This is a genomic window from Janthinobacterium sp. HH106, from assembly GCF_001758725.1.
Lineage (GTDB): Bacteria > Pseudomonadota > Gammaproteobacteria > Burkholderiales > Burkholderiaceae_D > Janthinobacterium.
In genome coordinates this window covers 1-22,292 of the sequence record NZ_LRIC01000027.1, presented here as the reverse complement: position 1 = coordinate 22,292, position 22,292 = coordinate 1, and the positions used below count along the sequence as shown (strand labels likewise).

Annotated in this window: 20 protein-coding genes; 10 read left to right on the top strand and 10 right to left on the bottom strand. The window is 65.1% G+C overall.

From position 1 onward, the window contains the following. Window positions 1-48: 48 nt before the first annotated feature. From JAB8_RS12180 to JAB8_RS12165, 4 genes are read right to left on the bottom strand one after another with little or no spacing between them, the layout of a single operon-like run. On the bottom strand, window positions 49-1,215 hold the full coding sequence (locus JAB8_RS12180; RefSeq protein ID WP_070218214.1) for an ABC transporter substrate-binding protein: 1,167 nt from the start codon (window positions 1,213-1,215) through the stop codon (window positions 49-51). Window positions 1,216-1,275: 60 nt separating this feature from the next. Next, complete coding sequence (locus JAB8_RS12175) at window positions 1,276-2,814, bottom strand: AMP-binding protein (protein ID WP_070289687.1); 1,539 nt, start codon at window positions 2,812-2,814, stop codon at window positions 1,276-1,278. An 11-nt stretch (window positions 2,815-2,825) separates the two neighbouring features. Beyond that, entirely contained in the window at window positions 2,826-3,980 is a 1,155-nt protein-coding gene (locus JAB8_RS12170; RefSeq protein ID WP_070289686.1) for an acyl-CoA dehydrogenase family protein, read from the bottom strand. Between the two features lie 51 nt (window positions 3,981-4,031). Then, window positions 4,032-4,856 carry an IclR family transcriptional regulator gene (locus JAB8_RS12165; RefSeq protein ID WP_070289685.1) on the bottom strand — a complete coding sequence of 275 codons (825 nt, stop codon included), beginning with the start codon at window positions 4,854-4,856 and terminating at the stop codon, window positions 4,032-4,034. 269 nt (window positions 4,857-5,125) lie between these two features. On the opposite strand from JAB8_RS12165, the gene JAB8_RS12160 reads away from it, so the two are divergent. Next, a complete protein-coding gene (locus tag JAB8_RS12160) occupies window positions 5,126-7,120 on the top strand; it encodes a TonB-dependent receptor (protein WP_083287691.1) in 1,995 nt (664 codons plus the stop codon). 27 nt (window positions 7,121-7,147) lie between these two features. Then, window positions 7,148-7,684, top strand: a complete 537-nt coding sequence (locus tag JAB8_RS12155; RefSeq protein ID WP_254679507.1) for a molybdopterin-dependent oxidoreductase — start codon at window positions 7,148-7,150, stop codon at window positions 7,682-7,684. A 57-nt stretch (window positions 7,685-7,741) separates the two neighbouring features. Here the strand turns inward: JAB8_RS12155 and JAB8_RS12150 are convergent, their stop codons facing one another. The 3 genes from JAB8_RS12150 to JAB8_RS12140 are packed head-to-tail and all read right to left on the bottom strand — an operon-like array spanning window position 7,742 to window position 10,605. Continuing rightward, window positions 7,742-8,671 carry an alpha/beta hydrolase gene (locus tag JAB8_RS12150; protein WP_070289683.1) on the bottom strand — a complete coding sequence of 310 codons (930 nt, stop codon included), beginning with the start codon at window positions 8,669-8,671 and terminating at the stop codon, window positions 7,742-7,744. After that, the gene (locus JAB8_RS12145) at window positions 8,668-9,531 is read right to left on the bottom strand and encodes an alpha/beta hydrolase (protein WP_070289682.1); all 864 of its coding nucleotides are present in this window, start codon (window positions 9,529-9,531) and stop codon (window positions 8,668-8,670) included. The genes JAB8_RS12150 and JAB8_RS12145 overlap by 4 nt, the downstream gene beginning before the upstream one ends. Window positions 9,532-9,543: 12 nt before the next feature. Beyond that, window positions 9,544-10,605: a sugar phosphate isomerase/epimerase gene (locus JAB8_RS12140; RefSeq protein WP_070218209.1), complete on the bottom strand. Its 1,062-nt coding sequence runs from the start codon at window positions 10,603-10,605 to the stop codon at window positions 9,544-9,546. Between the two features lie 140 nt (window positions 10,606-10,745). Here JAB8_RS12140 and JAB8_RS12135 point away from each other — a divergent pair, with 140 nt between their 5' ends. Next, window positions 10,746-11,354, top strand: a complete 609-nt coding sequence (locus JAB8_RS12135) for a TetR/AcrR family transcriptional regulator (RefSeq protein ID WP_070218208.1) — start codon at window positions 10,746-10,748, stop codon at window positions 11,352-11,354. A gap of 16 nt (window positions 11,355-11,370) precedes the next feature. On the opposite strand, the gene JAB8_RS12130 is transcribed toward JAB8_RS12135, so the two are convergent. Beyond that, window positions 11,371-11,742, bottom strand: coding sequence for a flagellar basal body protein (locus tag JAB8_RS12130; protein WP_070289681.1), 372 nt, complete (start codon window positions 11,740-11,742; stop codon window positions 11,371-11,373). A 235-nt stretch (window positions 11,743-11,977) separates the two neighbouring features. On the opposite strand from JAB8_RS12130, the gene JAB8_RS12125 reads away from it, so the two are divergent. From JAB8_RS12125 to JAB8_RS12105, 5 genes are all read left to right on the top strand, one after another. Then, window positions 11,978-13,099 (top strand): CocE/NonD family hydrolase, encoded by a 1,122-nt coding sequence (locus JAB8_RS12125; protein WP_254679505.1) that lies wholly within the window; start codon window positions 11,978-11,980, stop codon window positions 13,097-13,099. A 111-nt stretch (window positions 13,100-13,210) separates the two neighbouring features. Then, window positions 13,211-14,704 (top strand): NYN domain-containing protein, encoded by a 1,494-nt coding sequence (locus tag JAB8_RS12120; RefSeq protein WP_070289680.1) that lies wholly within the window; start codon window positions 13,211-13,213, stop codon window positions 14,702-14,704. Window positions 14,705-14,789: 85 nt separating this feature from the next. After that, window positions 14,790-15,407, top strand: a complete 618-nt coding sequence (locus tag JAB8_RS12115; RefSeq protein WP_070222989.1) for a hemolysin III family protein — start codon at window positions 14,790-14,792, stop codon at window positions 15,405-15,407. An 81-nt stretch (window positions 15,408-15,488) separates the two neighbouring features. Further along, the gene (locus JAB8_RS12110; protein ID WP_070222987.1) at window positions 15,489-16,370 is read left to right on the top strand and encodes a LysR family transcriptional regulator; all 882 of its coding nucleotides are present in this window, start codon (window positions 15,489-15,491) and stop codon (window positions 16,368-16,370) included. Window positions 16,371-16,392: 22 nt separating this feature from the next. Next, entirely contained in the window at window positions 16,393-16,617 is a 225-nt protein-coding gene (locus JAB8_RS12105; protein WP_070289679.1) for a hypothetical protein, read from the top strand. A gap of 16 nt (window positions 16,618-16,633) precedes the next feature. On the opposite strand, the gene JAB8_RS12100 is transcribed toward JAB8_RS12105, so the two are convergent. Both JAB8_RS12100 and JAB8_RS12095 read right to left on the bottom strand, forming a co-directional pair. Further along, entirely contained in the window at window positions 16,634-19,519 is a 2,886-nt protein-coding gene (locus JAB8_RS12100; protein WP_070289678.1) for an EAL domain-containing protein, read from the bottom strand. A 153-nt stretch (window positions 19,520-19,672) separates the two neighbouring features. Continuing rightward, window positions 19,673-20,449 carry a transferase spermidine synthase gene (locus JAB8_RS12095; protein WP_070222982.1) on the bottom strand — a complete coding sequence of 259 codons (777 nt, stop codon included), beginning with the start codon at window positions 20,447-20,449 and terminating at the stop codon, window positions 19,673-19,675. A 163-nt stretch (window positions 20,450-20,612) separates the two neighbouring features. Between JAB8_RS12095 and JAB8_RS12090 the strand changes: the two genes are divergently transcribed. Together JAB8_RS12090 and JAB8_RS12085 are read left to right on the top strand one after the other, a co-directional pair. Next, window positions 20,613-20,888, top strand: coding sequence for a hypothetical protein (locus tag JAB8_RS12090; RefSeq protein ID WP_070222980.1), 276 nt, complete (start codon window positions 20,613-20,615; stop codon window positions 20,886-20,888). A 37-nt stretch (window positions 20,889-20,925) separates the two neighbouring features. Then, entirely contained in the window at window positions 20,926-22,077 is a 1,152-nt protein-coding gene (locus JAB8_RS12085; protein WP_070222978.1) for a GGDEF domain-containing protein, read from the top strand. The last annotated feature ends 215 nt before the right edge of the window (window positions 22,078-22,292 follow it).

The following is a 22,292-nucleotide window of genomic DNA, read 5'->3' as shown; positions in this document are numbered from 1 at the left end:
TCATCGGTGCACGCCCGGCGGGCGCGCGCGTGTGCAGCGGGAGGCTGCTTACCAGGGCAGGGCAGGATAGTTCAGCTTGCCCGTCGCGTGTTCCTTCGGCCAGACGATCACCACTTTCTTGTCCTGGTGCTGCGCCATGCGGTGCACGAAGTTCTGGTTGTCGCCGTTGGCGGCGAACTGCACGCGGCCGATCAGGGTTTCGCGGTCCGTCTTGCGCATCTCGTCGGCCACGCCGCCTTTCTTGAGCGTGCCCTTGTCGGCCGCGCGCGCGATCGCTTCGAACAGCAGCATCGACTGCACATAGCCGAACTGGCCCAGGTAGTCCGGCTCCTTCTTGTACAGCTGCTTGTAGGCGTCGCTGAAAGCCTTGCCGTCGGCCGTCTTGAATTCCGTCGGGAAGGGCAGCAGGGCCGTGCCGAAGACGTTCGGCATCAGGTCGGGGAAGTCGGCCGCCATCTTCGGCGTGGCCAGCGACCACACGCCCACCATGGCCTTGATCTTCGGTTTCAGCACGCGGGCGGCGCGGATGATGCCCACGTAGTCGTTTTCGTAGCCGACCATGGCCACCACTTCCGATTTATCCTGCAGCTTGATCTTGTTGATGATGGGCTTGAAGTCGGTAATGGCCGGGTCGAACGAGTGCGTCGTCACCTTCACGCCCTTGGCCGCCAGGGCCTTTTCCACGTCCTTGGCCAGGCCCGTGGTGGCATCCTTGGTCGAATACACGATGGAGACGGACTTGGCGCCCACATCCTGCAGCAGTCCCAGCATGGCTTTTTCGTAGCCGGCCGTGTTATTGATGCGGAAAAAATTCTTGCGTCCGCTGGCCACCAGACTGTCGTCCACGCCGCCCGAGGTGATGTAGACCAGTCCCAGTTTATTGGCCGTGTCCGAGGCGGGCGAAATATTGTTCGAGCCATAGCCGCCCGTGATGGCCACCACGCCCTGACTGGCCAGCTTTTCCACGGCGGCGATGGCCTTGGCGGGCGCCGATTCGTCGTCGACGGTGATGATCTTGATGGTGTGCTTGCCGTTGGTCTTGTTGAATACCTCGGCCGCGACCATGATCCCTTCCTGCATGCCGGCGCCGACCCGCGCCAGGTTGCCCGTCAGCGGGATTTCCGCGCCGACCAGGAATTCGTCGGCGCTGGCCTGTGCCATCCAGGCGCTGGCAACCAGCGCTGCCATGGCGATGCGTGTGTAGGTGCGTTTCATCGTGTCTCCTCCGGTGATGTGGCTTGGTTTTATTGTCGGGTCTGCTACTACATGGTCAACTTATCGTGCATTCTGCGCCATTTGCCGCAGCTGCCCCTTTAAAATCTTGCCCGTGGCGGCTGCCGGCAGCGCTTCCATGACGATGATGGCGGACGGGCACTTGTACGGCGACAGGGTCTGCGCCAGCCAGGCCTGCAATTCTGCCACGCTGGCGGGCTGGCGCGGGTCCAGCTCCACATAGGCGATGACGTCCTCGTTGCCATCGGCCAGGGTGCGCCCGACCACGGCCGACTGCACCACGGAAGCGTGGGCGTTCAGGGCCGTTTCCACTTCCAGCGGATACACATTGAAGCCGGAGCGGATGATCAGTTCCTTGGTGCGGCCCACGATGAACAGGGCGCCGTCCGGGTCCTGGCGCGCCATGTCGCCCGTATTGAGCCAGCCGCCGTCGCGCATGGTGGCCGCCGTCATGGCCGGTTCGCGGTAATAGCCGGCCATGATGTTCGGCCCGCGTATCCACAGTTCCCCCGGCTGGCCCGGCGTCACGTCCTGGCCGGCCAGGTCGACCACGCGCACTTCCACGCCGGGGATCGGCATGCCCACGGAATCGTCGCGGCGCGGCGTTTCCAGGCGCGTCTGGCTGATGGTGGGGGCGCTTTCCGTCATGCCGTAGCCATTGTGCAGCGCGGTGCCCAGCAGCTTTTCCACGTCGCGCTTGAGCGACGGCGCCAGCGGCGAGCCGCCCGCATACGCAAAGCGCAGCCGCGTGGGCAGCGGCGTATCGGCGCCGCCCAGGGTTTGCAGCAGCTTGGCGTACATGGCGGGCACGCCCTGCACGATGGTCAGTTCATCGTCCCTCAGTGCCGAGAGCAGGCCGTCGACGGAAAAGCGCGGCACCAGGTACAGTGCGGCGCCCGCATACAGGGTGCCCAGGGCCACCGAGGCCAGGCCGTACACGTGCGAAATCGGCAGCACGCCGTAGGCGCGGTCGCTGCTGGTCAGGCCGCGCAGGGTGCTGGAGACGGCGGCGATGAACAGCAGGTTGCGGTGCGTGAGCATCACGCCCTTCGACTGCCCGGTGGTGCCCGTCGTGTAGATCAGCGCGGCAACCTGTTCGTTGCCGGGCACCGTGTCTTCCGCGATGGCCGCCTCGTTCAAGTCGCCCGCCAGCAGCTCGCCCATGCCGTCGACCGTGGCGCTGGCCGCGCCCAGACGCGCCGCATGCGCGGCCGCTTCCGGCGAGGCGCCGGCCAGGAACAGCACGCGCCGCGCCGAACTGTGCGCGGCGATGGTGTCGATCTCGCGCGCCGACAGGCGCGCATTGACGTTGACGATCCAGGCGTCGATGCTGGCGGCAGCAAAAATCAGCGCCACCTGCAGCGCGCAGTTCTCGCCCACCACCATCAGGCGGTCACCGGCGCGCACGTCCAGCTGGCGCAGCAGCTGCGCGGTGCTGTCCACACTGTGCTGCAGCTGGGCGTAGGTCCAGCTGCGGCCAGCTTCATGCAGCGCGGGCGCGTCGGGCGCGCGCGTCGCCCAATAGATGGAGATGGCCGACAGGCGCGCCGGCAAGTGGGCCAGCAGGGCGGGAATATCCATCGCGGCCTCCTTCACTTTTGCGCCGCCTTGATCATGTTGCGGGCGATGACGATCTGCTGGATCTGCGTCGTGCCTTCGTAGATGCGGAACAGGCGCACGTCGCGGTAGAAACGCTCGGCCGCGTATTCGCTGATGTAGCCGGCGCCGCCGTGGATCTGCACGGAGCGGTCAGCCACGCGGCCGCACATTTCGGAGGCGAACAGCTTGCAGCACGACGCTTCCGTCGAGATGTCTTCCTTGTTGTCGCGCCGGCGCGCCGCGTCCAGCACCATGCTGCGCGCCGCGTAGATTTCCGCCTTGCTGTCGGCCAGCATGGCCTGGATCAGCTGGAATTCCGCGATGGGCTGGCCGAACTGCTGGCGTTCCATCGCGTAGGCGAGGGCGTCGGCCAGCATGCGCTCGGCCGCGCCCACGCAGACGGCGGCGATGTGCAGCCGGCCCTTGTCGAGCACCTTCATGGCCGTCTTGAAACCCACGCCTTCCTTGCCGCCGATGACGTTCGCGGCCGGCACGCGGCAATTTTCGAAGATCACGTCGCAGGTATGCGCGCCTTGCTGGCCCATCTTTTTATCGATTTTTCCCAGCGAGAGGCCCGGCGTATCCTTTTCCACGATGAAGGCGGAAATGGCCGAGGCGCCCCGCTTGACGGGGTCCGTGCGGGCCATGACCGTAAAGATGCTCGCTTCGGGCGCGTTGGTGATGTAGCGCTTGCTGCCGTTGAGGATATAGAAGTCGCCATCGCGCACGGCCGAGGTGCGCAGCGAGGCGGCATCGGAGCCCGATCCCGCTTCCGTCAGCGCGAAGGAGCCGATGATCTCGCCGGCCGCCAGCTTGGGCAGATAGTATTGTTTTTGCGCTTCCGTGCCGTCGATCACGATGCCTTGCGAACCGATGCCGTTGTTCGTGCCGATCAGCGAGCGGAAGGCGGGCGAGGTGCGGGCGATTTCAAAGGCGACGCGCACTTCCTCTTCCATGCTCAGTTCCAGGCCGCCGTAGGCTTCCGGAATGGACAGGCCGAACAGGCCCAGTTCGCGCATCTGCGCCACGATGGCGGGCGGGATCGTGTCCGTTTCAGCCACCAGCGCCTCGTTCGGCACCAGCACTTCGCGCACGAAACGGGCGATGCTGTCGAGCAGGATGTTCAGGGTTTCTTCGTCGCGTATCATCGGGTTCCTCGGCGCTGTGATTTGATCTGTTGTTGAGAGGGGGCGCGCAGTCTAACCGCGGCCCAGGTTTTTTTCCACTGTCCTGACCAGGGCGACCAGGCGCGGTCCCAGGTCCGATTCGAGTTTTTCGCGCGACAGCAAAAAGGCGGGGCCGCCGCAATTGAAGGCCATCACCTGTTCGCCGTTGGCACCCAGCATGGGCACGCCCACGGCATGCACGTCGTTCTGCCATTCGCCGGCCGAGATGCAAAAGCCCCGGTCCTGGTAATCCTTGAAGCCTTGCTCGATGCCGGCCTTGATGCGGGGCCAGCGCTCCGTCTCGTGCACGCGCGCATGGTCCATCAGGTAGTCGCGCTCGGCCTGCGGCAGGATGCACAGCAGGGCCTTGCCCATGGCGGTCGTCATCAGGGGAATGCGCGAACCGACGTCGAGGCGCAGCGTGACGTTGGCGCTGCTGCGGCACGTTTCCACGTACACCATGCTGAGGCGGTCGCGCGTGCCCAGCGACACGGACGCCTGCGCATGTTCGGCCAGTTCCTCCATCAGCGGACGCGCCATCTTGCGCACGTCCAGGTTCGACAGCATGCGGTAGCCGAGGGCCAGCACGCCGGCGCCCAGCTGGTACTTGCCCAGGCTATCCGAATAATTGAGGTAGCCGAGTTTGGTGAGGGTGTAGGTGAGGCGCGAAATGGTGGGCTTGGGGATGCCCGTGCGCTTGGCCATGTCCGCGTTCGACAGGAAGACTTCGCCGGGACGAAAGCACCGCAGCACTTCGAGGCCGCGCGCCAGCGCGTTGACGAACTGGCGGTCCTTGCCTTCTTCGTCATCGCTGAAGACGATGATTTCCGGATCTGCTGCGGCCTGAATATTTGTCATATTTGCATTCATTTGCTGGCTCCCTGGAAATCAGTTTGCCTAGCCGACTCGCGCATGTCAACCGTTTTGTGAAACATTCGTTCGCACAGCGAAATGGTGCGGTGCATGAAAAATCGCCAGGAAATTGACTTGCGCGCCCGTTTTGCCTCTCCCAGCTTGAGCATCGCTATATACGTCTGTATATTGCGCTGTTGGGTGACGGCCGCCGCACGAGTGGCCGCTTTTTTGCATATCGCTATATAAAACGATATATAACGGAAGAGAACAAGATGACGATGGTGAAACAGGTAGTGGCAGGCGCCGTGATGCTGGCGCTGGCGCAGACGGTGCAGGCGCAGCAGACAGCAGGCAAAGAGGAGGCTGCGCCGTTCGTGCTGGGCACGGTGACGGCGATCGGCCAGCGCGAGCAGGCCGGCCAGGTGGAACAGCCGGTGGGTGCGCAGGTGAGCCGCGCCGAGATGCGCCGCTTTAACCGCGACAACGTGGGCGACGCCCTCAATTTGCTGTCCGGCGTGTCGCTGTCGACCAATGCGCGCAACGAGAAAACCGTCGCCATCCGCGGCTTCGATGCGCGCCAGGTGCCGCTGTACATCGACGGCATTCCCGTCTACGTGCCGTATGACGGCTATGTCGATTTCAACCGCTTCACGACCAGCGACCTGGCCGCCATCCAGGTGGCCAAGGGCTTCAGTTCCGTGGCCTACGGCGCCAATACCCTGGGCGGCGCCATCAACCTGGTGTCGCGCAAACCGACGGCTTTGATGGAAGGCGATGCGTCAGTGGGATTCGGTTCGGGCAGCGAGCGCCAGGTGTCGGCCAACGTGGGTACGAATCAGGGCCTGTGGTATCTGCAGGCGGGCGTGTCCTACATCGACAGCGACGGCTTTCCCCTGTCGTCCGACTTCCGCCCCACGGCCACGGAAGATGGCGGCATGCGCAACAACGCCTATCGCAAGGATCATAAACTGTCGTTCAAGGTGGGCTACACGCCCGATGGCGCGCATGCGGGCGATGAATATGCGCTCAGCTACTACAAGCAGCATGGCGAAAAGGGCCAGCCGCCATCGACGAACCCCGTCGGCGCGCGCTACTGGCAGTGGCCGTACTGGAACAAGGAAAGCGTGTATCTCGTCTCGCAGACGCGTCTGGGCCAGCAGGAACGCCTGAAACTGCGCCTGTACCACGACAGCTACGACAATGAAATCACCTCCTATACAAACGGCAGCTACGCGACCCTGAAAACCAGCGGCCAGGGCAGCGTCAGCGGCGGGCGCAGCATCTATAACGACCGCACGAACGGCGGCGCGGTGGAACTCGAATCTTTCCGCCTGGCCGCGCATAGCCTGCGCGTCGTGGCCAGCTACAAGGCCGACGAGCACCAGGAACTCGACGCCAGGGGCGTGCGCACCACCTGGTACAAGGATGCCCTGTGGACCCTGGGCGCGGAAGACAGCATCGCCCTCAATGCGGCGACGGAACTGTCGCTGGGCGTGTCGCGCAATGCACTGCGCCCGGACACCGTCTACAGCGCCGGCAATGCGTATACCTTGCCCGAGAATCAATCGGCCACCGACCTGCAGGCGGGCCTGTTCCACAAGACCGGTCTTGCATCGCGCGTGTACGCCACCGTGGCGCGCAAGTCGCGCCTGCCGACCCTGAAGGACCGCTACTCGCAGCGCCTGGGCACATATATTGAAAACCCGGCCTTGCGCGCGGAAGAGGCAATGAATTATGAGCTGGGCTACCAGGCAAGCGTGCGCGGGATGGCGCTCGATGCCGCCCTGTTCTACAGCGACGTGAAGGACAAGATCCAGAGCGTGGCGAATGTGGCGGGCGTGCGTGCGCAGATGCGCAACGCGGGCAGGGCGCAAATCAGCGGCGTGGAACTGGGCGTGCGCGGCCGCGCCGGCGCATGGCTCGATTTCGGCGGCAACTACACGTACACGGACATGAAGAACGTCAGCGACCGTGCCATCCGCCTGACGGACGTGCCGCGCCACAAGCTGACGGCGCACGCCGTGCTGCACGCGGCGCGCCAGGTCGACGTGGTGGCCATCGCGGAAGCGAACAGCGGGCGCTGGGTTTCGAACACGCTGGAGCTTGGCGGTTTTACGACAGTGAACCTGAAGGCCGTGTACCGCCCCTTGCCGGCCTTGAGCCTGGAAGCGGGCGTGAGCAATCTGGCTGACCGCAACTATGCGCTGGCCGACGGTTTTCCCGGCGCTGGCCGCACCTGGCTGGCCAATGCGCAATACCAGTTCTGAGTTTTCACTGTCATGAAAGGACACAGCATGTTGAAGAAAATATTCCTTGGTTTGGCTTCGGCCGCACTGCTGGCGGCGGCCCCCGCATGGGCCGACCCGGCGCCGGCGCGCGAGAACATGAGCCGCGCGCTTGCCGTCACGGGCAAGGTGGCAACGCCGTTGACCCTGACGGTGGCGGACCTGCGCCGGCTGCCGCAAGCCAATGGCGGGGACATCGCCGTCACGCGCCACAACGGCGACAAGGCCGAAACCATCACCAGTTACAAGGGCGTGCGCCTGCGCGACATCCTCGACAAGGCGGCGCTCGATGCGCCCGGCCACAACGACGTCAAGAAGCTCGCCATCATCGCCACGGCCACCGATGGCTATGCGGTGGTGTTTTCCTGGGGCGAGCTGTATAACTCGCCGGCCGGCGAGGGCATGATCGTCTACTACGAAAAGAACGGCAAGGCGCTCGACGACAGCGATGGCGAGATCGCCCTCATCTCGGCCAAGGATATCCGCACGGGTCCGCGCCATGTGAAGTGGCTGAACGCCATCGAGGTGCGCAAATTGGTGGAATAGAGGCATGCTGGGGTCTGACCCGCCAGGTCAGACCCCAGCATTTTTCTAGTGGACTATTTACGCAAACATGGCACTTTTCATTGCTTGGCCCGCCACGTCGAACAATCCCCGCGCCTTTGGTGCCAAGCCCAGCATGTGTATCGATGCATGGATCATGCCGTCGAGCTGCACGCATTGCGCCGCCACGCCGTCGTCGCGCAAATACCGCGCATAGGCTTCGCCCTCGTCATGCAGCGGGTCGTACTCGCATACCAGCACCGTCGCCGGCGGCAAGTCCTTGAGCGACGTTGCCCGCAGGGGCGCCGCGTAGGGGTTCGCGCCGTCGGCCGGCTCGTTCAGGTAGGCGGACCAGCAAAAGCGCATCGCTTCCCGCGTCAGCGAGTGGCCCTCCGCATAGCGCTGGTAGGACGGCGTGTCGAAGGCAAAATCGAGCGCCGGGTACAGCAGCAGCTGATGCGCCAGCGCGGGACCGGCCTGGTCGCGCGCCATCAGGGCGGCGGCGGCCGCCAGGTTGCCGCCCGCGCTGTCGCCGCCCACGGCCAGCCGTTTCGCATCGATGCCCAGCGCCGCCGCATGTTCGGCGACCCAGCATAACGCGCGGTAAAAGTCGTTCAATGGCACGGGGAACTTGTGCTCGGGCGCCAGCCGGTAGTCGACGGAAACGATCACGCAGCCGGTGGCGTTGGCCAGCGCGCGGCAGGGATTGTCGTACAGGTCCAGCGAGCACAGACACCATCCTCCGCCATGCGCAAAGACGATGGCCGGCAGGGGCTGGCCCGTGTCCGCGCCGGCGGGCACGTAGGCGCGCACGGTCAGCGCATGCTCGCCCGGCAGCACGTAATCGGTGATGGATGCGACGTCTTCCAGGGGGCCATGCAGCTGGCGCAACCCCGTTTCCGTGGCCGCGCGCAGGTCCGCCAGCGAGGCGGGCGGCGGCGCATCTTTTATCTCTTCCAGCCAGGCGGCAATCAGCGGATCGAGGCTCATGCTGATTTTTCTCCGGCCAGGAAGGGCAGCAGGTGGGCGATGAACGCTTCCGGCTGTTCTTCCATGATGAAGTGGCCGCATTCGGCGACGATGGCGCCTTGCAAATTGTCCGCCTTGCCCTGCATGGTCAGCAGCGGCGCGTCGTTGGTCGCATGGTCGGCGCCGATGGCCAGCACCGGCATGGTCAGGCTGCGTTTTGCCCGTTCCAGATTTTGACGGATGGTTTCGGGTATGGCGCGGTAGTAGGCGAAGCCGGCGCGCAAGGCGCCCGGCGTGGCATATGCATCCGCATACACGTCGACGGCGACCTTGTCGCGGCGGTAGGACCAGCGGTCCAGGATGAAGCGGATGTATTCGCGTTCCTTGCCCGCCGTGAGCATCTCCGGCAAATCGAGCACCTGGTTGAACATGAAATGCCACAGGAAGATGTTGTCGGACGGCGCGACAAAAATCGGCGGCGCGGGCGCCAGACCGGGAATCACGGCTTCCGTCAGCGCCAGTTTCGTCACGGCCTGCGGGAAATCGCTGGCCAGCGCATAGCCGACCCACATGCCGATGTCGTGACCGACCACGTCGTATTGCGCGTGGCCCAGGGCCAGCATGGCGCGGTGCAGGGTGGCGGCAACGGCGCCCGTGTCGTAGCCGCCGGACGGGCGTTCCGAGTGGCCGCTGCCCGGTGGATCGATGGCGATGGCCTGGTAGCCGCTGGCGGCCAGCGCCGCCATCACGTGGCGCCAGGCATACCAGGTTTGCGGCCAGCCGGGGATCAGCAGCACGGGTTTGCCGGTGCCGGGACCGGCGATGACGCAATGCAGGCGCTGGCCGTCGATGCGGACGTAGTCGTGAATGTAGTCGTTCATATGTTTCCTTGATTAGTGATGCTCGATGCCGAGCAGGGTATTGATCTGTTGTGCGCTGACGGGGGCGCCGGCGAAGTCGTCGAAGATCTTGTCGGTGACGGGAATGATGTGGGCATTGATGAAGGCTACGCCTTCGCGCGCGCCCACCTCCTGATCCTTCAGGCAGCATTCCCATTCCAGCGTGGCCCAGCCCGCGTAATCGTTTTGCGCCATCTTCGAGAAGATGGCCTTGAAATCGACCTGGCCGTCGCCCAGCGAGCGGAAGCGCCCGGCGCGGTTTTCCCACGACTGGTAGCCGCCGTAAATGCCTTGCCGCCCCGTCGGATTGAACTCCGCATCCTTCACATGGAACATGCGGATATGGTCCTTGTAGATATCGATGAATTCCAGGTAGTTCAACTGCTGCAGCACGAAGTGGCTGGGGTCGAACAGCATCTTGCAGCGCGGGTGGCGGCCTACGCGCTCGTAAAACATCTCGAAGCTGATGCCGTCATGCAGGTCTTCGCTCGGGTGGATTTCGTAGCACAGGTTGACGCCCTGTTCCTCGCACACGTCGAGGATGGGCAGCCAGCGGCGTGCCAGTTCGTCGAAGGCCGCCTCGATCAGGCCGGGCGGGCGCTGCGGGAAAGGGAACAGGTAGGGCCAGGCGAACGAGCCGGAAAACGTGCCCATGTCGGTCAGGCCCAGGCGTTTCGACGCCATGGCCGCCAGTTTCACTTGCTCGATGGCCCACTCGGTGCGCGCCGCCGGCTGGCCGTGCAGGTGTGCCGGGGCGAAGCTGTCGCACAGCGCGTCATAGGCCGGGTGCACGGCCACCAGCTGGCCGAGGATGTGCGTCGTCAGTTCGCTGATGACGAGGCCATGGCTGGCCAGCATGGCAACGAGGTCGTCGCAGTATTGCTGGCTGTGCGCCGCTTGCGCCACGTCGAACAGGCGCGCATCCCAGGCGGGAATCTGCAGGGCCTTGAAGCCCATGCCGGCCGCCCACTCGGCGATGGCAGGCAGGGTGTTGAAGGGCGCCGTGTCGGCGGCGAATTGTGCCAGGTGCAGGCTTGGTCCTTGGATGGTTTTCATATCGGCTCCTATTGTTTGTCGATCGACAAAGAATAGGCGAAATTGTTGGCGCGGTCAAGCCCGTGATGCAAAATAAATGGCGAACGCGGCGCGGGCGCCAGGCGTTATACTGGCCGCCACTTCGCAAGCAGAGGATCAAGATGGCAGGAAGACCGAGGGAATTCGACCGCGCGCTGGCGCTGGCAAAGGCGCGCGACGCGTTCTGGACGCGTGGCTACGAGGGGGTGTCGATGGCGGACCTGGTGGCGGCGCTGGGCATCGCCTCGGCGCGCATCTATGCGGCGTTCGGCTCGAAGGAGCAGCTGTTCCGCGAAGCCGTGGAGCTGTACGAAACGGGCGAGGGCGCGTTTGCCGTGCACGCGCTGGCGGCCAGCCTGAATGTGCGCGATGCGGTGGCGCGCATGCTGGAAGAAGCCGTGCTGCTATATACGCGCAGCGGCCAGCCGCAAGGCTGCATGGTGGTGACGGCCGCCACCAACACGAGCGCGGAAAACGCGGGCATCGCCGACTGGCTGGCGCAGCACCGCCGCGCGCGCACGCAAGCCGTCATCGAGCGGCTGCGCGCGGCGCAGCTGGCGGGAGAGTTAAAAGCGGAGGCGGACGTGCAGGCGCTGGGCGACTACTATGCGGCCTTGCTGCATGGCTTGTCGGTGCAGGCGCGCGACGGCATTCCGGCCGAACGGCTGCTGGCGCTGATCACGCCGGCGATGGCGCCATTGGCGCTGGAAATGAACAAGCAGACTATCTAAGCGCTAGTGACTGTGCTTAAGTCTTGACGTCGATCAGGCTGCCCAGTGCCTGGTCGGCCGCCTTGACGACGTTCGCCGACAGGTTGAAACCGGCCTTGTAGACGAGGTTATCGGTCAGCTCGGAAGCGAGGCCCACGCCGTTCGGCCGGCTTTCGGACGCCTTGGCCGCGTTGGCATTGGAGCCGCTGACGCTTTCGCTGGCGGCCAGCTTGCGCCCCTCGACGGAGAGGGTGACGCCAGTGCCGGCCGGGCTGGCTTCCTGGAATTCGGCTTGCTGCGGCTGGAAGCCCGGCGTATTCGCATTGGCGATATTGTTGGCGGCCACATCCAGCGCGCGCTGGTTGGCGGTCAGCCCCGAGGTACCGGTGGTGAGGGCGGATATGGACATGGCAACTCCTTCAGAATACGCCCAGTTTACTCCCGTCTGCGGAAAAAGTGTGGTGGCGCAAGGCAACAATTTTTCCCGCAGGTGCTTGCCGCAAAAAATATGTACGTCACGTAATTTTTTTATATTGTTCTGTGGTATTTCACTGCCTAGACTGGCAGGGAAGTCATCCACGGAGTCCGTCATTTTCCACCTGTTACGCCCCATTTTGCTGGGTTTGCTGCTCAGCCTGCCTTGCTTGCCCCTGAAAGCCCAGCTTGTTCCCTCCCAGCTACCGCTCGATGCGCGCCTGAACGAGCAAGTCATCATGGTGCCGGCCGGCGACGGCTTGCGCGAGACGCTGGAGACGACAGTGTTTCGTCCCCCCGGCTCCGGCCCGTTTCCCTTGCTGCTGATGAACCACGGCAAGCAGGCCGGCCCGGCCCGGCTGCAGCAGCGCGAGCGCTTCATCTATATGGCGACCGAGTTCGTGCGCCGCGGCTATGCCGTGATGCTGCCGATGCGCGCCGGCTTTGCGCGCTCCACGGGCGCCTACCGCGATTTCGGCTGCGACATGCTGGGCAACGCCCAGGGCCAGGCGCGCGACATGCTCGCCGCACTCGCGTATGCGCGCCGCCAGAGCTGGGTCGACCCGCAGCGCATCGTCGTCGCGGGGCAGTCGTACGGCGGCATGGCGGCGCTGGCGCTGGCCACACGGATGGTGCCCGGCGTGCGCGGCGTGCTCAATTTTGCGGGCGGCTTGCGCGTCGACATGCCCGGCTGCGACTGGCAAGGGGCGCTGACCAAGACCTTCGCCACCCTGGGCGCCTACAACCACATTCCCAGCCTGTGGCTGTATGGCGCGAATGACGCGTACTTTTCGCCGGCGCTGGCGCGGCGGCTGTTCAATTCCTTTACCGGTTCAGGCGGCCGGGCGCAGCTGCTGGCCTATGGCCCGTTCAAGCGCGACGCCCACCTGACCCTGGGCAGCCGCGACGGGGTGGCCGTGTGGCTGCCCGCCACCGAGCGCTTCTTGCAGAAAATCGGCATGCCGGTGCGCCAGGTCTACCGCGTGGCCGATGCGCCGTCGCCGCCCGCCACGCATTTCGCGCCGCAGGACGATATCGCCGCCGTGCCCTACCTGGAAGAGCAGGGCCGCGCCGCCTACCGCGTCTTCCTGGAAAAAACCGCGCCGCGCGCCTTTGCCTTGTCGGCCAGCGGCGCCTGGGGCTGGGCCGAGGAGGGCGAAAGCCCCGATGTGCGCGCGCTCGCTTCGTGCCAGCGCCGCAGCAGCCTGCCATGCCAGCTGTATTCGGTCGATGAAAGCGTTGTTTGGCCCGTCGCCGGCGCCAGCGCGAGCGCCGCCGGCGGCGCGCAATAGGCTGCCGCGCACGATAGTTGTCGCCGAAACGGGGGATGGGCGAATATACTAGTCGAAAAGGGAGGCGTTGCGCTTCCCGTCCGCCCTTATCATCAGCGAGAATTCACCCTTATGGCGTCATCCCCAGAAAACCTCAGCATGGCCGTGTTTTGCGACTTCGAGAACGTCGCGCTCGGCGTGCGAGATGCAAATTACGAAAAATTCGATATCAAGCCTATCCTCGAACGCTTGCTGCTCAAGGGCAGTATTGTTGTCAAGAAGGCATATTGCGACTGGGACCGTTATAAAAGTTTCAAGGGAACCATGCATGAGGCGAACTTCGAACTGATCGAAATTCCCCACGTGCGCCAGTCCGGCAAGAATTCGGCCGACATCCGCCTCGTCGTCGATGCGCTGGACCTGTGCTACACCAAGGCCCACGTGAACACCTTCGTCATCATCAGCGGCGATTCCGACTTTTCGCCGCTCGTGTCGAAACTGCGCGAAAACGCCAAGCAGGTGATCGGCGTGGGCGTCAAGCAGTCGACGTCCGACCTGCTGGTGGCGAACTGCGACGAATTCATTTTCTACGATGACCTGGTGCGCGAGAGCCGCCGCACGGCCGCCAAGCGCGACGCGCGCGAAACTCCGGCGGCCAAGCGCTCGCCCGACGAAGAAGTGCGCCGCAAGGAAAAATACGAGTCGCGCAAGACGGAAGCGATCGAAATGGCCGTCGCCACCTTCGACGCGCTGGTCTCGGAGCGCGGCGACAGCGGCAAGATCTGGGCCTCGATGCTGAAGGAGGCGATCAAGCGCCGCAAGCCGGACTTCAGCGAATCGTATTACGGTTTCCGCACCTTCGGCAACCTGCTGGAAGAAGCGCAGACGCGCGGCTTGCTGGAATTCGGCCGCGACGAGAAATCGGGCGCCTATGTCTACCGCAGCAGCGGCCTGGTGCCTGTCGCTGCGCCCGTGAACGGGGAAGTCGCCAGTGAAGTCATCGCCAGCGGCGAAGCCGGCGCGACGGCGGAAGAGGGCAATCACCGCGATGGCGGCAGCCGCCGCGATTCGCGCCGCAATGGCCGTGGCGGCCGCAAGCAGAACGAGCAGCGCCGCGGCGAGTCCGCGCCACAGGCTTTTGTGCCGGTGGCCGACGTGGAAACGGCCGTCGAGCAGTATGCGCCGGCGCCGCAGCCGGAGATCGTGCATGAAGTGGCCGAAGCCGCAGTCGAGGTCGTGGCGGACGAGGGCAACGCCAAGCGCGGTTCGCGCCGCAATGGCCGTGGCGGCCGCAAGAACGGCGATGGCGGCCGTGAAGCGCGCGTCGAGGCCGTCGAGGTGGCGGTGGCGGAAGCCATGCCTGCGCCCGTGCCTGAACCGGTAGCCGAAGCGATCGTGGAAGCGGCCGCCGAAGCGAAGCCGAAGGCCAAGCCGCGCACGCCGGCGCGCAAGACGGCAGCGGCGAAGAAGCCGGCCAAAAAGGTGGCTGAAGCCGTGGCGGAAGCGGCGCCTGTGATTGAGGCGGCGCCGGTGGAAGTGGCCGTCGTGGCCGAAGACAAGCCGGCCAAGGCGCCGCGCAAGACGCCGGCGCGCCGTCCCGCGCGCAAGAAGGCGGAAGTTGCTTGATTGACACCCGCAACGTAAGGCTGGGGTCAGACCCGACGGGTCTGACCCCGGGTGTCTGTTGCGTCTTAGCAAAGCGGTGTTAAGCATGTACCACGGTGAACGGTTCAACAGCATTTCCCATACGGTGGGCGCCGCGCTGGCGGCCATCGGCGGCGTCATCCTGATCGTCGCGGCGGCCCGCACGGGCGACCCCTGGAAAATCGTCAGCTGCAGCGTGTACGCGGCCATGCTGCTGACCCTGTACCTCACTTCCACCCTGTACCACAGCGTGCGCGGCAAGGCCAAGGCCGTGCTGCAGCGGCTCGACCATTGCGCCATCTACCTGCTCATCGCGGGCACCTACACGCCCTTCATGCTGGTGACCCTGCGCGGTCCCTGGGGCTGGTCGCTGTTCGGCGTCGTTTGGGGCTTGGCGCTGTTTGGCATCGTGCAGGAATATGTGTACGCGAAAGGCGCGCGCATCCTGTCGCTGGTGATTTACGTGGCCATGGGCTGGCTGATCGTCATCGGCATCAAGCCGCTGCTGGCGGCGCTCGAGTGGAACGGTTTCCTGTGGCTGGTGGCGGGCGGGCTGTGCTACACGGGCGGTATCGCTTTCTATGCCACCGATCACAAGCTGCGCCATGGCCACGGCATCTGGCATCTGTTCGTGCTGGCCGGCAGCAGTTGCCACTTTATCGCCATTTTGTTCTACGTTGCCTGACGTAGCGCGCAGCCGGGCCACCCTCGCTGACTATTGCCTGTAATCCATTATAATGCCCTGATCTGTGAAACAAGGGCAAGAATGGACATCAACTCGGACGACCTGAAAATCTTCGTCACCGTCATCGACAGCGGCACACTGAGCGCGGCCGCCGTGCACCTGGGACAAACCACCTCCGGCGTCAGCCGGGCGCTGTCGCGCCTGGAAGACAAGCTGGCCACCTCGCTGCTGACGCGCACCACGCGGCGCATGGAGCTGACGGAAGAAGGGCAGCTGTTCCTTGACAAGGCGCGCGCCATCCTCGCTTCGATGGAAGACGTGGAAGAGTCGATCCGCATCCGCCGCCAGAAGCCGGCCGGGCGGCTGTCCGTCGATGCCGCTTCGCCCTTCATGCTCCACTGCGTGGTGCCCCACGTGGCCGAATTTCGCGCCATGTATCCGGAGATCCGCCTGGAGCTGACCAGCAACGACCAGATCGCCGACCTGCTCGAGCACCGCACCGATATCGCCATCCGCATCGGCGCCCTGGTCGACTCGACCCTGCATGCGCGCGCCCTGACTGCCAGCCCGCTGCACGTGCTGGCCACGCCCGCCTATCTGGCGCGCCACGGCGAACCGGCCACGCCGGAAGCGCTGGCAGGCCATGCGCTGCTGGGCTTTGCCCAGTACGACCTGGGCAACAACTGGCCGCTGCGCCACGCAGCGGGCAACAGCCTGCAGATCGTGCCCGCGCTGGCCGCCTCCAGCGGCGAAACCCTGCGCCAGCTGGCCCTGCACGACCAGGGCATCGTCTGCCTGTCCGACTTCATGACGAAGGACGATATCGCCGCCGGCCGCCTGGTGAAAGTGCTGCAGCCGTTCTACACGGGCTACCGCCAGCAGATCCATGCCGTCTACTACCGCAACACGCAGCTGGCGCAGCGCATCAGCTGCTTTCTCGAATTCCTGCAGCACAAGCTGTAGGCCGGGCATGAAGGAGAAGGGCATGCAGTGTCCCACCTGCGGCGAATACGGCGACCTGATTCTTGCGAAAGTCAGAAAGACGGGGCAGGAGGTGGTCGTTTGCACCGAATGCGACAACCTGTGGGCCGAGCCGGGCAGCGCGCCAGACATCGACGCCAGCGAGGGCGTGGCGGAGTTTCTGGCGGCAGCCGGTCTTGCTGACGACTGGGAGGAACTGGCGCTGCTCGCCAGGCTGCCGGCCGGCTAGCCTGCGCGCACGCGCGTCAGGCCGCGGCGTTCGCTTCCTTCGTTTCGGCCCGCAGCAGCAGTTCCACCTCGTGCGCGGGCAGCGGGTGACTGAAGTAATAGCCTTGCGCCTCGTCGCAGCCGTGCTGGCGCAGGTAGTCCAGCTGCTCGGCCGTTTCCACGCCTTCGGCCACCACGCGCAGTTTCAGATTGTGCGCCAGGGCGATGATGGAGACGACGATGGCTGCGTCGTCCGCGTCGCGCGCCACGTCGCCGACGAAACTGCGGTCGATCTTCAGTACATCGATGGGGAAGGTGCGCAGGTAGGCGAAGCTGGAATAGCCGGTGCCGAAGTCGTCGATCGACAGCTGCACTCCCAGTGCCTTCATGTCGTGCAGCTGGCTGACGGCCAGCGCCACGTCGTGCATGAACAGGCTTTCCGTCAGTTCCAGTTCCAGGCAGGCGGGCGGCAGGCCCGTTTCCAGCAGCACTGCGGCGATCGACGCGACCAGGTTCGGCTCGTTGAACTGGCGCGCCGACAGGTTCACGGCCAGGCGCAGCGGGTCCAGCCCCGCCGCATGCCAGCGTTTCACCTGCGCACACGCCTCGCGCATGACCCAGGCGCCGATCGGCACGATCAGGCCCGTATCTTCCGCCAGCGCGATGAAGCGCTGCGGCGCCACCATGCCCAGGTCCGGATGCTGCCAGCGCAGCAGCGCTTCCACGCCGACAATGCGCCCGCTGGCCAGGTCCAGCTGCGGCTGGTAATGCAGCACGAACTGCTCGCGCTCCAGGGCGTTGCGCAGCGCCGTCTCGATGCGCAGGCGCTCCAGCGTGGCCTGGTTCATGGCCGTCGTGTAGAACTTGATGTTGTTGCGGCCCTGTTTCTTGGCGCAGTACATGGCGATGTCGGCCTGCTCGATCAGGTTCTGCGTCTCGCCATTGAGGGTTACGTCGCCGGGAGCGTCGTAGCGCGACATGTCGTAGACGGCCACGCCGATGCTGCAGGTGACGAAGAATTCCTTGCCATCCAGCAATACCGGCTGGGCCACGGCATCCATCACGCGCTGCACGATGGCGGCGCTGAGCGCTTCGTCGGCCTGTTCGCACAGGATGGCGACGAATTCATCGCCCGACAGGCGCGCCACCGTATCGGTTTCCCGCAGGCTGGCCTGCAGGCGCGTGGCGATGGTTTTCAGCAGCAGGTCGCCGGCCTTGTGACCGAGGCTGTCGTTGACGAACTTGAAGCGGTCGAGGTCGATCAACAGCACCCACAGCGCGCGGTTCTTGCGGCGCGACAGGGCCATCGCTTGCGCCAGGCGGTCGCGCAGCAGGGCGCGGTTGGGCAAGCCCGTCAGCACGTCGTGGTGGGCGATGTGCTGGATTTGCTGCTCGGCCAGCTTGCGTTCCGTGATTTCGGAACCCGTGCCCCGGTAGCCGCGAAATTCGCCGAACTCGTTGAACAGCGGTTCGCCATTGACGCTGAACCAGCGCAGCTGGCCATTGCGGTCGTGCATCGCATATTCGAGGTTGGAAAAGGGCAGGTGGGCTTCCAGATTGGCGATATGCTGCTTGCCCCAGCGCGAATTGCGCATCTCCGGGTTGTTGTCCCAGCGCGTCATGCCGATGAAGCGTTCCAGCGGCATGTTCGACTTGTCCGTGAAGCCGCTGGTGATGTGGGTGAAGCAGAAGTTGGCGTCCTGCTCCCAGTACCAGTCCGAGGACAAGGCCAGCAGGCGGCGGAAGCGTTTTTCGCTTTCCTGCAGGGCGCGCTCCGTGCGCTGGCGCGCGCGCACGTCGGCGCTGAGCAGCTCGTTGCTGCGCTTGAGGTCGGCAGTGCGCTGCTCCACCAGCAGCTGCACGCGGCGCGAGCGTTGCGTCAGCGATTGCACGAAGGCGGCCGTCAGCAAGCTGAACAGCAAGCCCATGATCACGGTGAACAGCGAGCCCAGGTGGTCGGCCAGGAAGGGCCGCGGATGGGCCACCACGCGCACGTGCCAGGGCCGGCCGGCGGAAAAAAAGGCACGGTCATAATGGCTGTGGTAGGCAAAGTGCAGCCAGCGCGGCAGCACCTCCCAGGTGACGCCCGCTTCGTCGGCAGGCGCCTGGCCGTGCCGGAAGATCAACTGGCGCGGGTCGGCGCCGGCGTCGGCATAGACGCTCAGTTCAAGCTGCGGGTCGCCCAGCAGGTCGGCACCGGCGAGGATTTTCTGCACCAGTTCTCCGGCGCGCACGATGGCCGCCGTATCGCCGATCAGCGCCGCGCGCCGCTGCTGCACCGTTTGCAGGGGCACGCCGTGGCGGTACACGGGCCGTACGATGACGAAGCCCTGCTGCGGTCCCTGCGCCAGGGTCAGCAGGCCTGTGGCGGTGGTCTGGCCGGTGATGATCGATTGTTCCAGCGCGCGCGCCAGCATGCCGCTCGGGCTGACGTTCAGGCCGAAGGCGGGGCGGTTGCCCTGCAAGGGTTCGAGATAGTCGACCACCATGTAGCTGGCCCGCGTCGTCGCGGGCACGATGACGCCGTCGCGCATTTCCATCATGGCGTAGTCGGGCACGATGCGCCGCAGCTCGGCTTCGAATGCCGCGCGCTGCGCATGCGGCACGATGCGGTGGAAATTGAAGGCCTGGATGAACGGGTGGCGCTGCAGCAGCGGCGTGGTGAAGTCGTGGAACTGTTCGCGCGTGACGGGCACGACGGCGGCAAACAGCTGGTTCGTCGTGGTCAGTACCTCGACCGCGTCGTCGAGTCCCTGCTCGATGGCGGCCACCCTGGCGCCGGCGCGTTGCTGCAGGCTCAGGCTCATCTTGTCGTATTCGAGCTGGCTGATGGCGGCGAACAGCACGGCCGTCACGCTGACGCCGCAGGCGAAGGTCAGCGCGGCCGCGGCGGAAATCGACAATGGCAGGCGGCCACGCAGCATGGTTTTTCCTATCTCACTTCATGGACACAATTGCTCGGCAGCACCTGCCGGCCCGCGCAGGCCGTAGTTTGTCATAAACCACATCCATCATGCGAATTTTGTACCAGATCGCTGCTAATAAGCAACAATATAGATGGCCATGGCAGACGACTATCAGTTGTCGCGTGCGCCTGATTGCCGGCGCAAACGCCACAGTTGCCATGCCGGCAGCAGCCGGTTCAGGAAAGCCAGGCCGCATACCCGGCGCCAGCGCACCAGGCGCACGACGCGCACGGCGCGGCCGTCGGCGCCTTGGCCTTGCTCAGGCTTGGCGGCGAAGATGATGCGGTTGTTGCCGGCGATGCCGTCGAAGTGACAGACGGCGCCGCGGAAGGTGAGCATCAGGCGCGCCAGCATGGCGGGATAGTGCTCGTCATAACTGAACAGGTTGGCCGCCAGCACGCCGCCGGGCAGCAGGGCGCGCAGGCAGTCCGCATAGAAGCGCGCGCTGCCGAGGGCGGGCGGCAAGCCCGTTTCGTCGTAGCCGTCGAGCAGCAGCACGTCGGCGCAGCCCGGATGCTGGCGGATATAGCTGACGGCATCCGTCTCGATGATGCGCAGGCGCGCGTCGTCGGGCGGCAGCATGAACTGCTCGCGCAGGGCGATCACGTCGGCGCGCAATTCCAGTACCGTGATGCGCGTGTCGGGCAGGTGGCGGTGGCAGAATTTCAGCAGCGAACCGCCGCCCAGGCCCACCATCAGGATGTGCCGCGGGCGCGGCACGAACAGGGTAAAGCACATCATGGCGCGCGCATAGCGCAGCAGCAGATGGTCGGGGCGCGACAGCAGCATTTCGCTCTGGATCATGCCGGGCTGGAATTCCAGGCGGCGCCGGTCGCCACAGGTATGCACCTGCGGGGCAAGTGGGGTGGTGCTTCTGTGTTCCGGCATGGGACGACTTCGCTGAGTGGACTGGGGAAGATGCTTTGTTGCATTCAGAGAAATCTGATAAGCTCCCGTGAGCATACCCGATTAATCCGCGCCGAGCATGCGTATATGCAGATATACGGCGCGCGGCGGCACGGCCGCGCAGTCGGGCACCATGGAGACAAGCATGTTTTTGGATCACCCCATCATTACGGCGACGAACAGTTTTACGGAGCCTGACCGCATCGAGCGGCTGACGCGCGTGTACGGCTACGCGGCGGCGCTGGCGGACCAGGCCGGCAATGTCGGCTTCATTGAAAAAGTGGCGCAGATCCACGACCACAAGGGCACCCTCATCGTGTTCTGGCACGAAGCGCCCAGCGACGTGGAAAAGCAGTATTTCGTGCAGGCGTGGGCCAGCAAGATCGGCGACGGCAGCACCAATGTCGAACACGAAATCTGACACAGCGTGCCGCGGATTCGCGGCGATGGCGTAGCCCATGGATATCAAGACCCTGGTACTGGCCCTGGCGCTCGGCAACCTGAGCCTGTGCGCGGCCCTGTTTTTCTTCGAATACGAGCGCAAAAAGTCGCTCAGCATGTCCACCTGGGCGGTGGCCAAGCAATGCCAGGCCATCGCCTGGTGCCTGCTGTATTTCCGCGGCGTGCTGCCCGATTTCCTCTCCATCCTGCTCGGCAACAGCCTGCTGTTTGCCGGCATGGCGCTCGATGCGGGCGCGCTGTGGCAGGCGGCCGGGCGCGGCGGATGGCGACGTTATGTCTTGCCGGCGCTGGGCCTGTCGGTGGCCCTGTTTGCCGCCTGCTACCTGTTCGACGTGGCGCCGCTGCTGCGCAGCGCCGGCGGCTCGCTCATCGTGGCCGGCTTTTTCCTCGCCGGCGTGGCCGCCCTGTGCCTGAAATGGCGCGAGGCGAGCATGCTGCGCCGCTTCCTCGTCGTCAGCATGGGCGTGCTGTCCTTGCTGATCGCCGCGCGCGGCGTGCTTGCCGCCACCGTTCCCGGTTTCGATGCGGAGCTGATGCAGCTGGCCGGATTCGGCGCCCTGTACCTGATGATGCTGACGAACGCCTTCGGCTATCTGCTGCTGTCGCGTGAAAAACTGGGCGGCGAGCTGGCGCGCCTGGAAGTGCTCGACGCGGCCACGGGCGTGCCGAACCGGCGCGGCTTTTACCAGGCGCTGGCGCCGTGGATGGCGCTGGCGCGCCGGCCCGGCTTGCCGACGGCGCTGGTGGTGCTCAATATCGACCATTTTAAAAGAGTCAACGACAGCTATGGCCATCCGGTTGGCGATGCGGTGCTCAAAACCATCGTCGACACCTGCCGCCAGCAGCTGCGCGACAGCGACCTGATGGGCCGCCTGGGCGGCGCCGAATTCGCCATCCAGCTGCCGCGCACGACCCTGGCCGATGCGCTGATGGTGGCCGAACGCATCCGCGCCGCCGTCGAAGCGCTGCCCGTCAAGACGGAGCGTGCCGTGCTGCAGCTGACGGCCAGCCTGGGCGTGACCACCATCCGCGCCGAAGATAGCACCGTCAGCCTGTTCAAGCGGGCCGACGAGGCGCTGCAGGCGGCCAAGCAGGCGGGCCGCAACAGGGTGGTGGAGGCGCAGGGCGCCAGCACACTCGATATATAAACCGTCTTATTTCTTGGCTCTGTTCCCGCTAAGTAGGGGAAGTTCAGGAATCTTCCCCAGCCCCGGCTGTCTGACCGTATATATCGGACAAACGGGAGCCATCCATGCAGCCAGCCGAATGGAAAACCTTCATCGCCCAGTTCGCCGCACTGAGCCGTCACCAGCGTTTGGCGAGCACTGCTCTGCTGCGCGGGGCAGGATCGCAGAACGTCGCC

What these genes read in the sequence shown, in the direction of transcription:
- JAB8_RS12135 (WP_070218208.1), top strand. Translation starts at nt 10,746, where the DNA reads ATGGCAGGAAGACCGAGGGAATTCGACCGCGCGCTGGCGCTGGCAAAG.
- JAB8_RS12115 (WP_070222989.1), top strand. Translation starts at nt 14,790, where the DNA reads ATGTACCACGGTGAACGGTTCAACAGCATTTCCCATACGGTGGGCGCC.
- JAB8_RS12155 (WP_254679507.1), top strand. Translation starts at nt 7,148, where the DNA reads ATGTTGAAGAAAATATTCCTTGGTTTGGCTTCGGCCGCACTGCTGGCG.
- JAB8_RS12085 (WP_070222978.1), top strand. Translation starts at nt 20,926, where the DNA reads ATGGATATCAAGACCCTGGTACTGGCCCTGGCGCTCGGCAACCTGAGC.
- JAB8_RS12090 (WP_070222980.1), top strand. Translation starts at nt 20,613, where the DNA reads ATGTTTTTGGATCACCCCATCATTACGGCGACGAACAGTTTTACGGAG.
- JAB8_RS12140 (WP_070218209.1), bottom strand. Translation starts at nt 10,605, where the DNA reads ATGAAAACCATCCAAGGACCAAGCCTGCACCTGGCACAATTCGCCGCC.
- JAB8_RS12145 (WP_070289682.1), bottom strand. Translation starts at nt 9,531, where the DNA reads ATGAACGACTACATTCACGACTACGTCCGCATCGACGGCCAGCGCCTG.
- JAB8_RS12160 (WP_083287691.1), top strand. Translation starts at nt 5,126, where the DNA reads ATGACGATGGTGAAACAGGTAGTGGCAGGCGCCGTGATGCTGGCGCTG.
- JAB8_RS12105 (WP_070289679.1), top strand. Translation starts at nt 16,393, where the DNA reads ATGCAGTGTCCCACCTGCGGCGAATACGGCGACCTGATTCTTGCGAAA.
- JAB8_RS12100 (WP_070289678.1), bottom strand. Translation starts at nt 19,519, where the DNA reads ATGCTGCGTGGCCGCCTGCCATTGTCGATTTCCGCCGCGGCCGCGCTG.
- JAB8_RS12165 (WP_070289685.1), bottom strand. Translation starts at nt 4,856, where the DNA reads ATGACAAATATTCAGGCCGCAGCAGATCCGGAAATCATCGTCTTCAGC.
- JAB8_RS12175 (WP_070289687.1), bottom strand. Translation starts at nt 2,814, where the DNA reads ATGGATATTCCCGCCCTGCTGGCCCACTTGCCGGCGCGCCTGTCGGCC.
- JAB8_RS12120 (WP_070289680.1), top strand. Translation starts at nt 13,211, where the DNA reads ATGGCGTCATCCCCAGAAAACCTCAGCATGGCCGTGTTTTGCGACTTC.
- JAB8_RS12170 (WP_070289686.1), bottom strand. Translation starts at nt 3,980, where the DNA reads ATGATACGCGACGAAGAAACCCTGAACATCCTGCTCGACAGCATCGCC.
- JAB8_RS12130 (WP_070289681.1), bottom strand. Translation starts at nt 11,742, where the DNA reads ATGTCCATATCCGCCCTCACCACCGGTACCTCGGGGCTGACCGCCAAC.
- JAB8_RS12150 (WP_070289683.1), bottom strand. Translation starts at nt 8,671, where the DNA reads ATGAGCCTCGATCCGCTGATTGCCGCCTGGCTGGAAGAGATAAAAGAT.
- JAB8_RS12110 (WP_070222987.1), top strand. Translation starts at nt 15,489, where the DNA reads ATGGACATCAACTCGGACGACCTGAAAATCTTCGTCACCGTCATCGAC.
- JAB8_RS12095 (WP_070222982.1), bottom strand. Translation starts at nt 20,449, where the DNA reads ATGCCGGAACACAGAAGCACCACCCCACTTGCCCCGCAGGTGCATACC.
- JAB8_RS12180 (WP_070218214.1), bottom strand. Translation starts at nt 1,215, where the DNA reads ATGAAACGCACCTACACACGCATCGCCATGGCAGCGCTGGTTGCCAGC.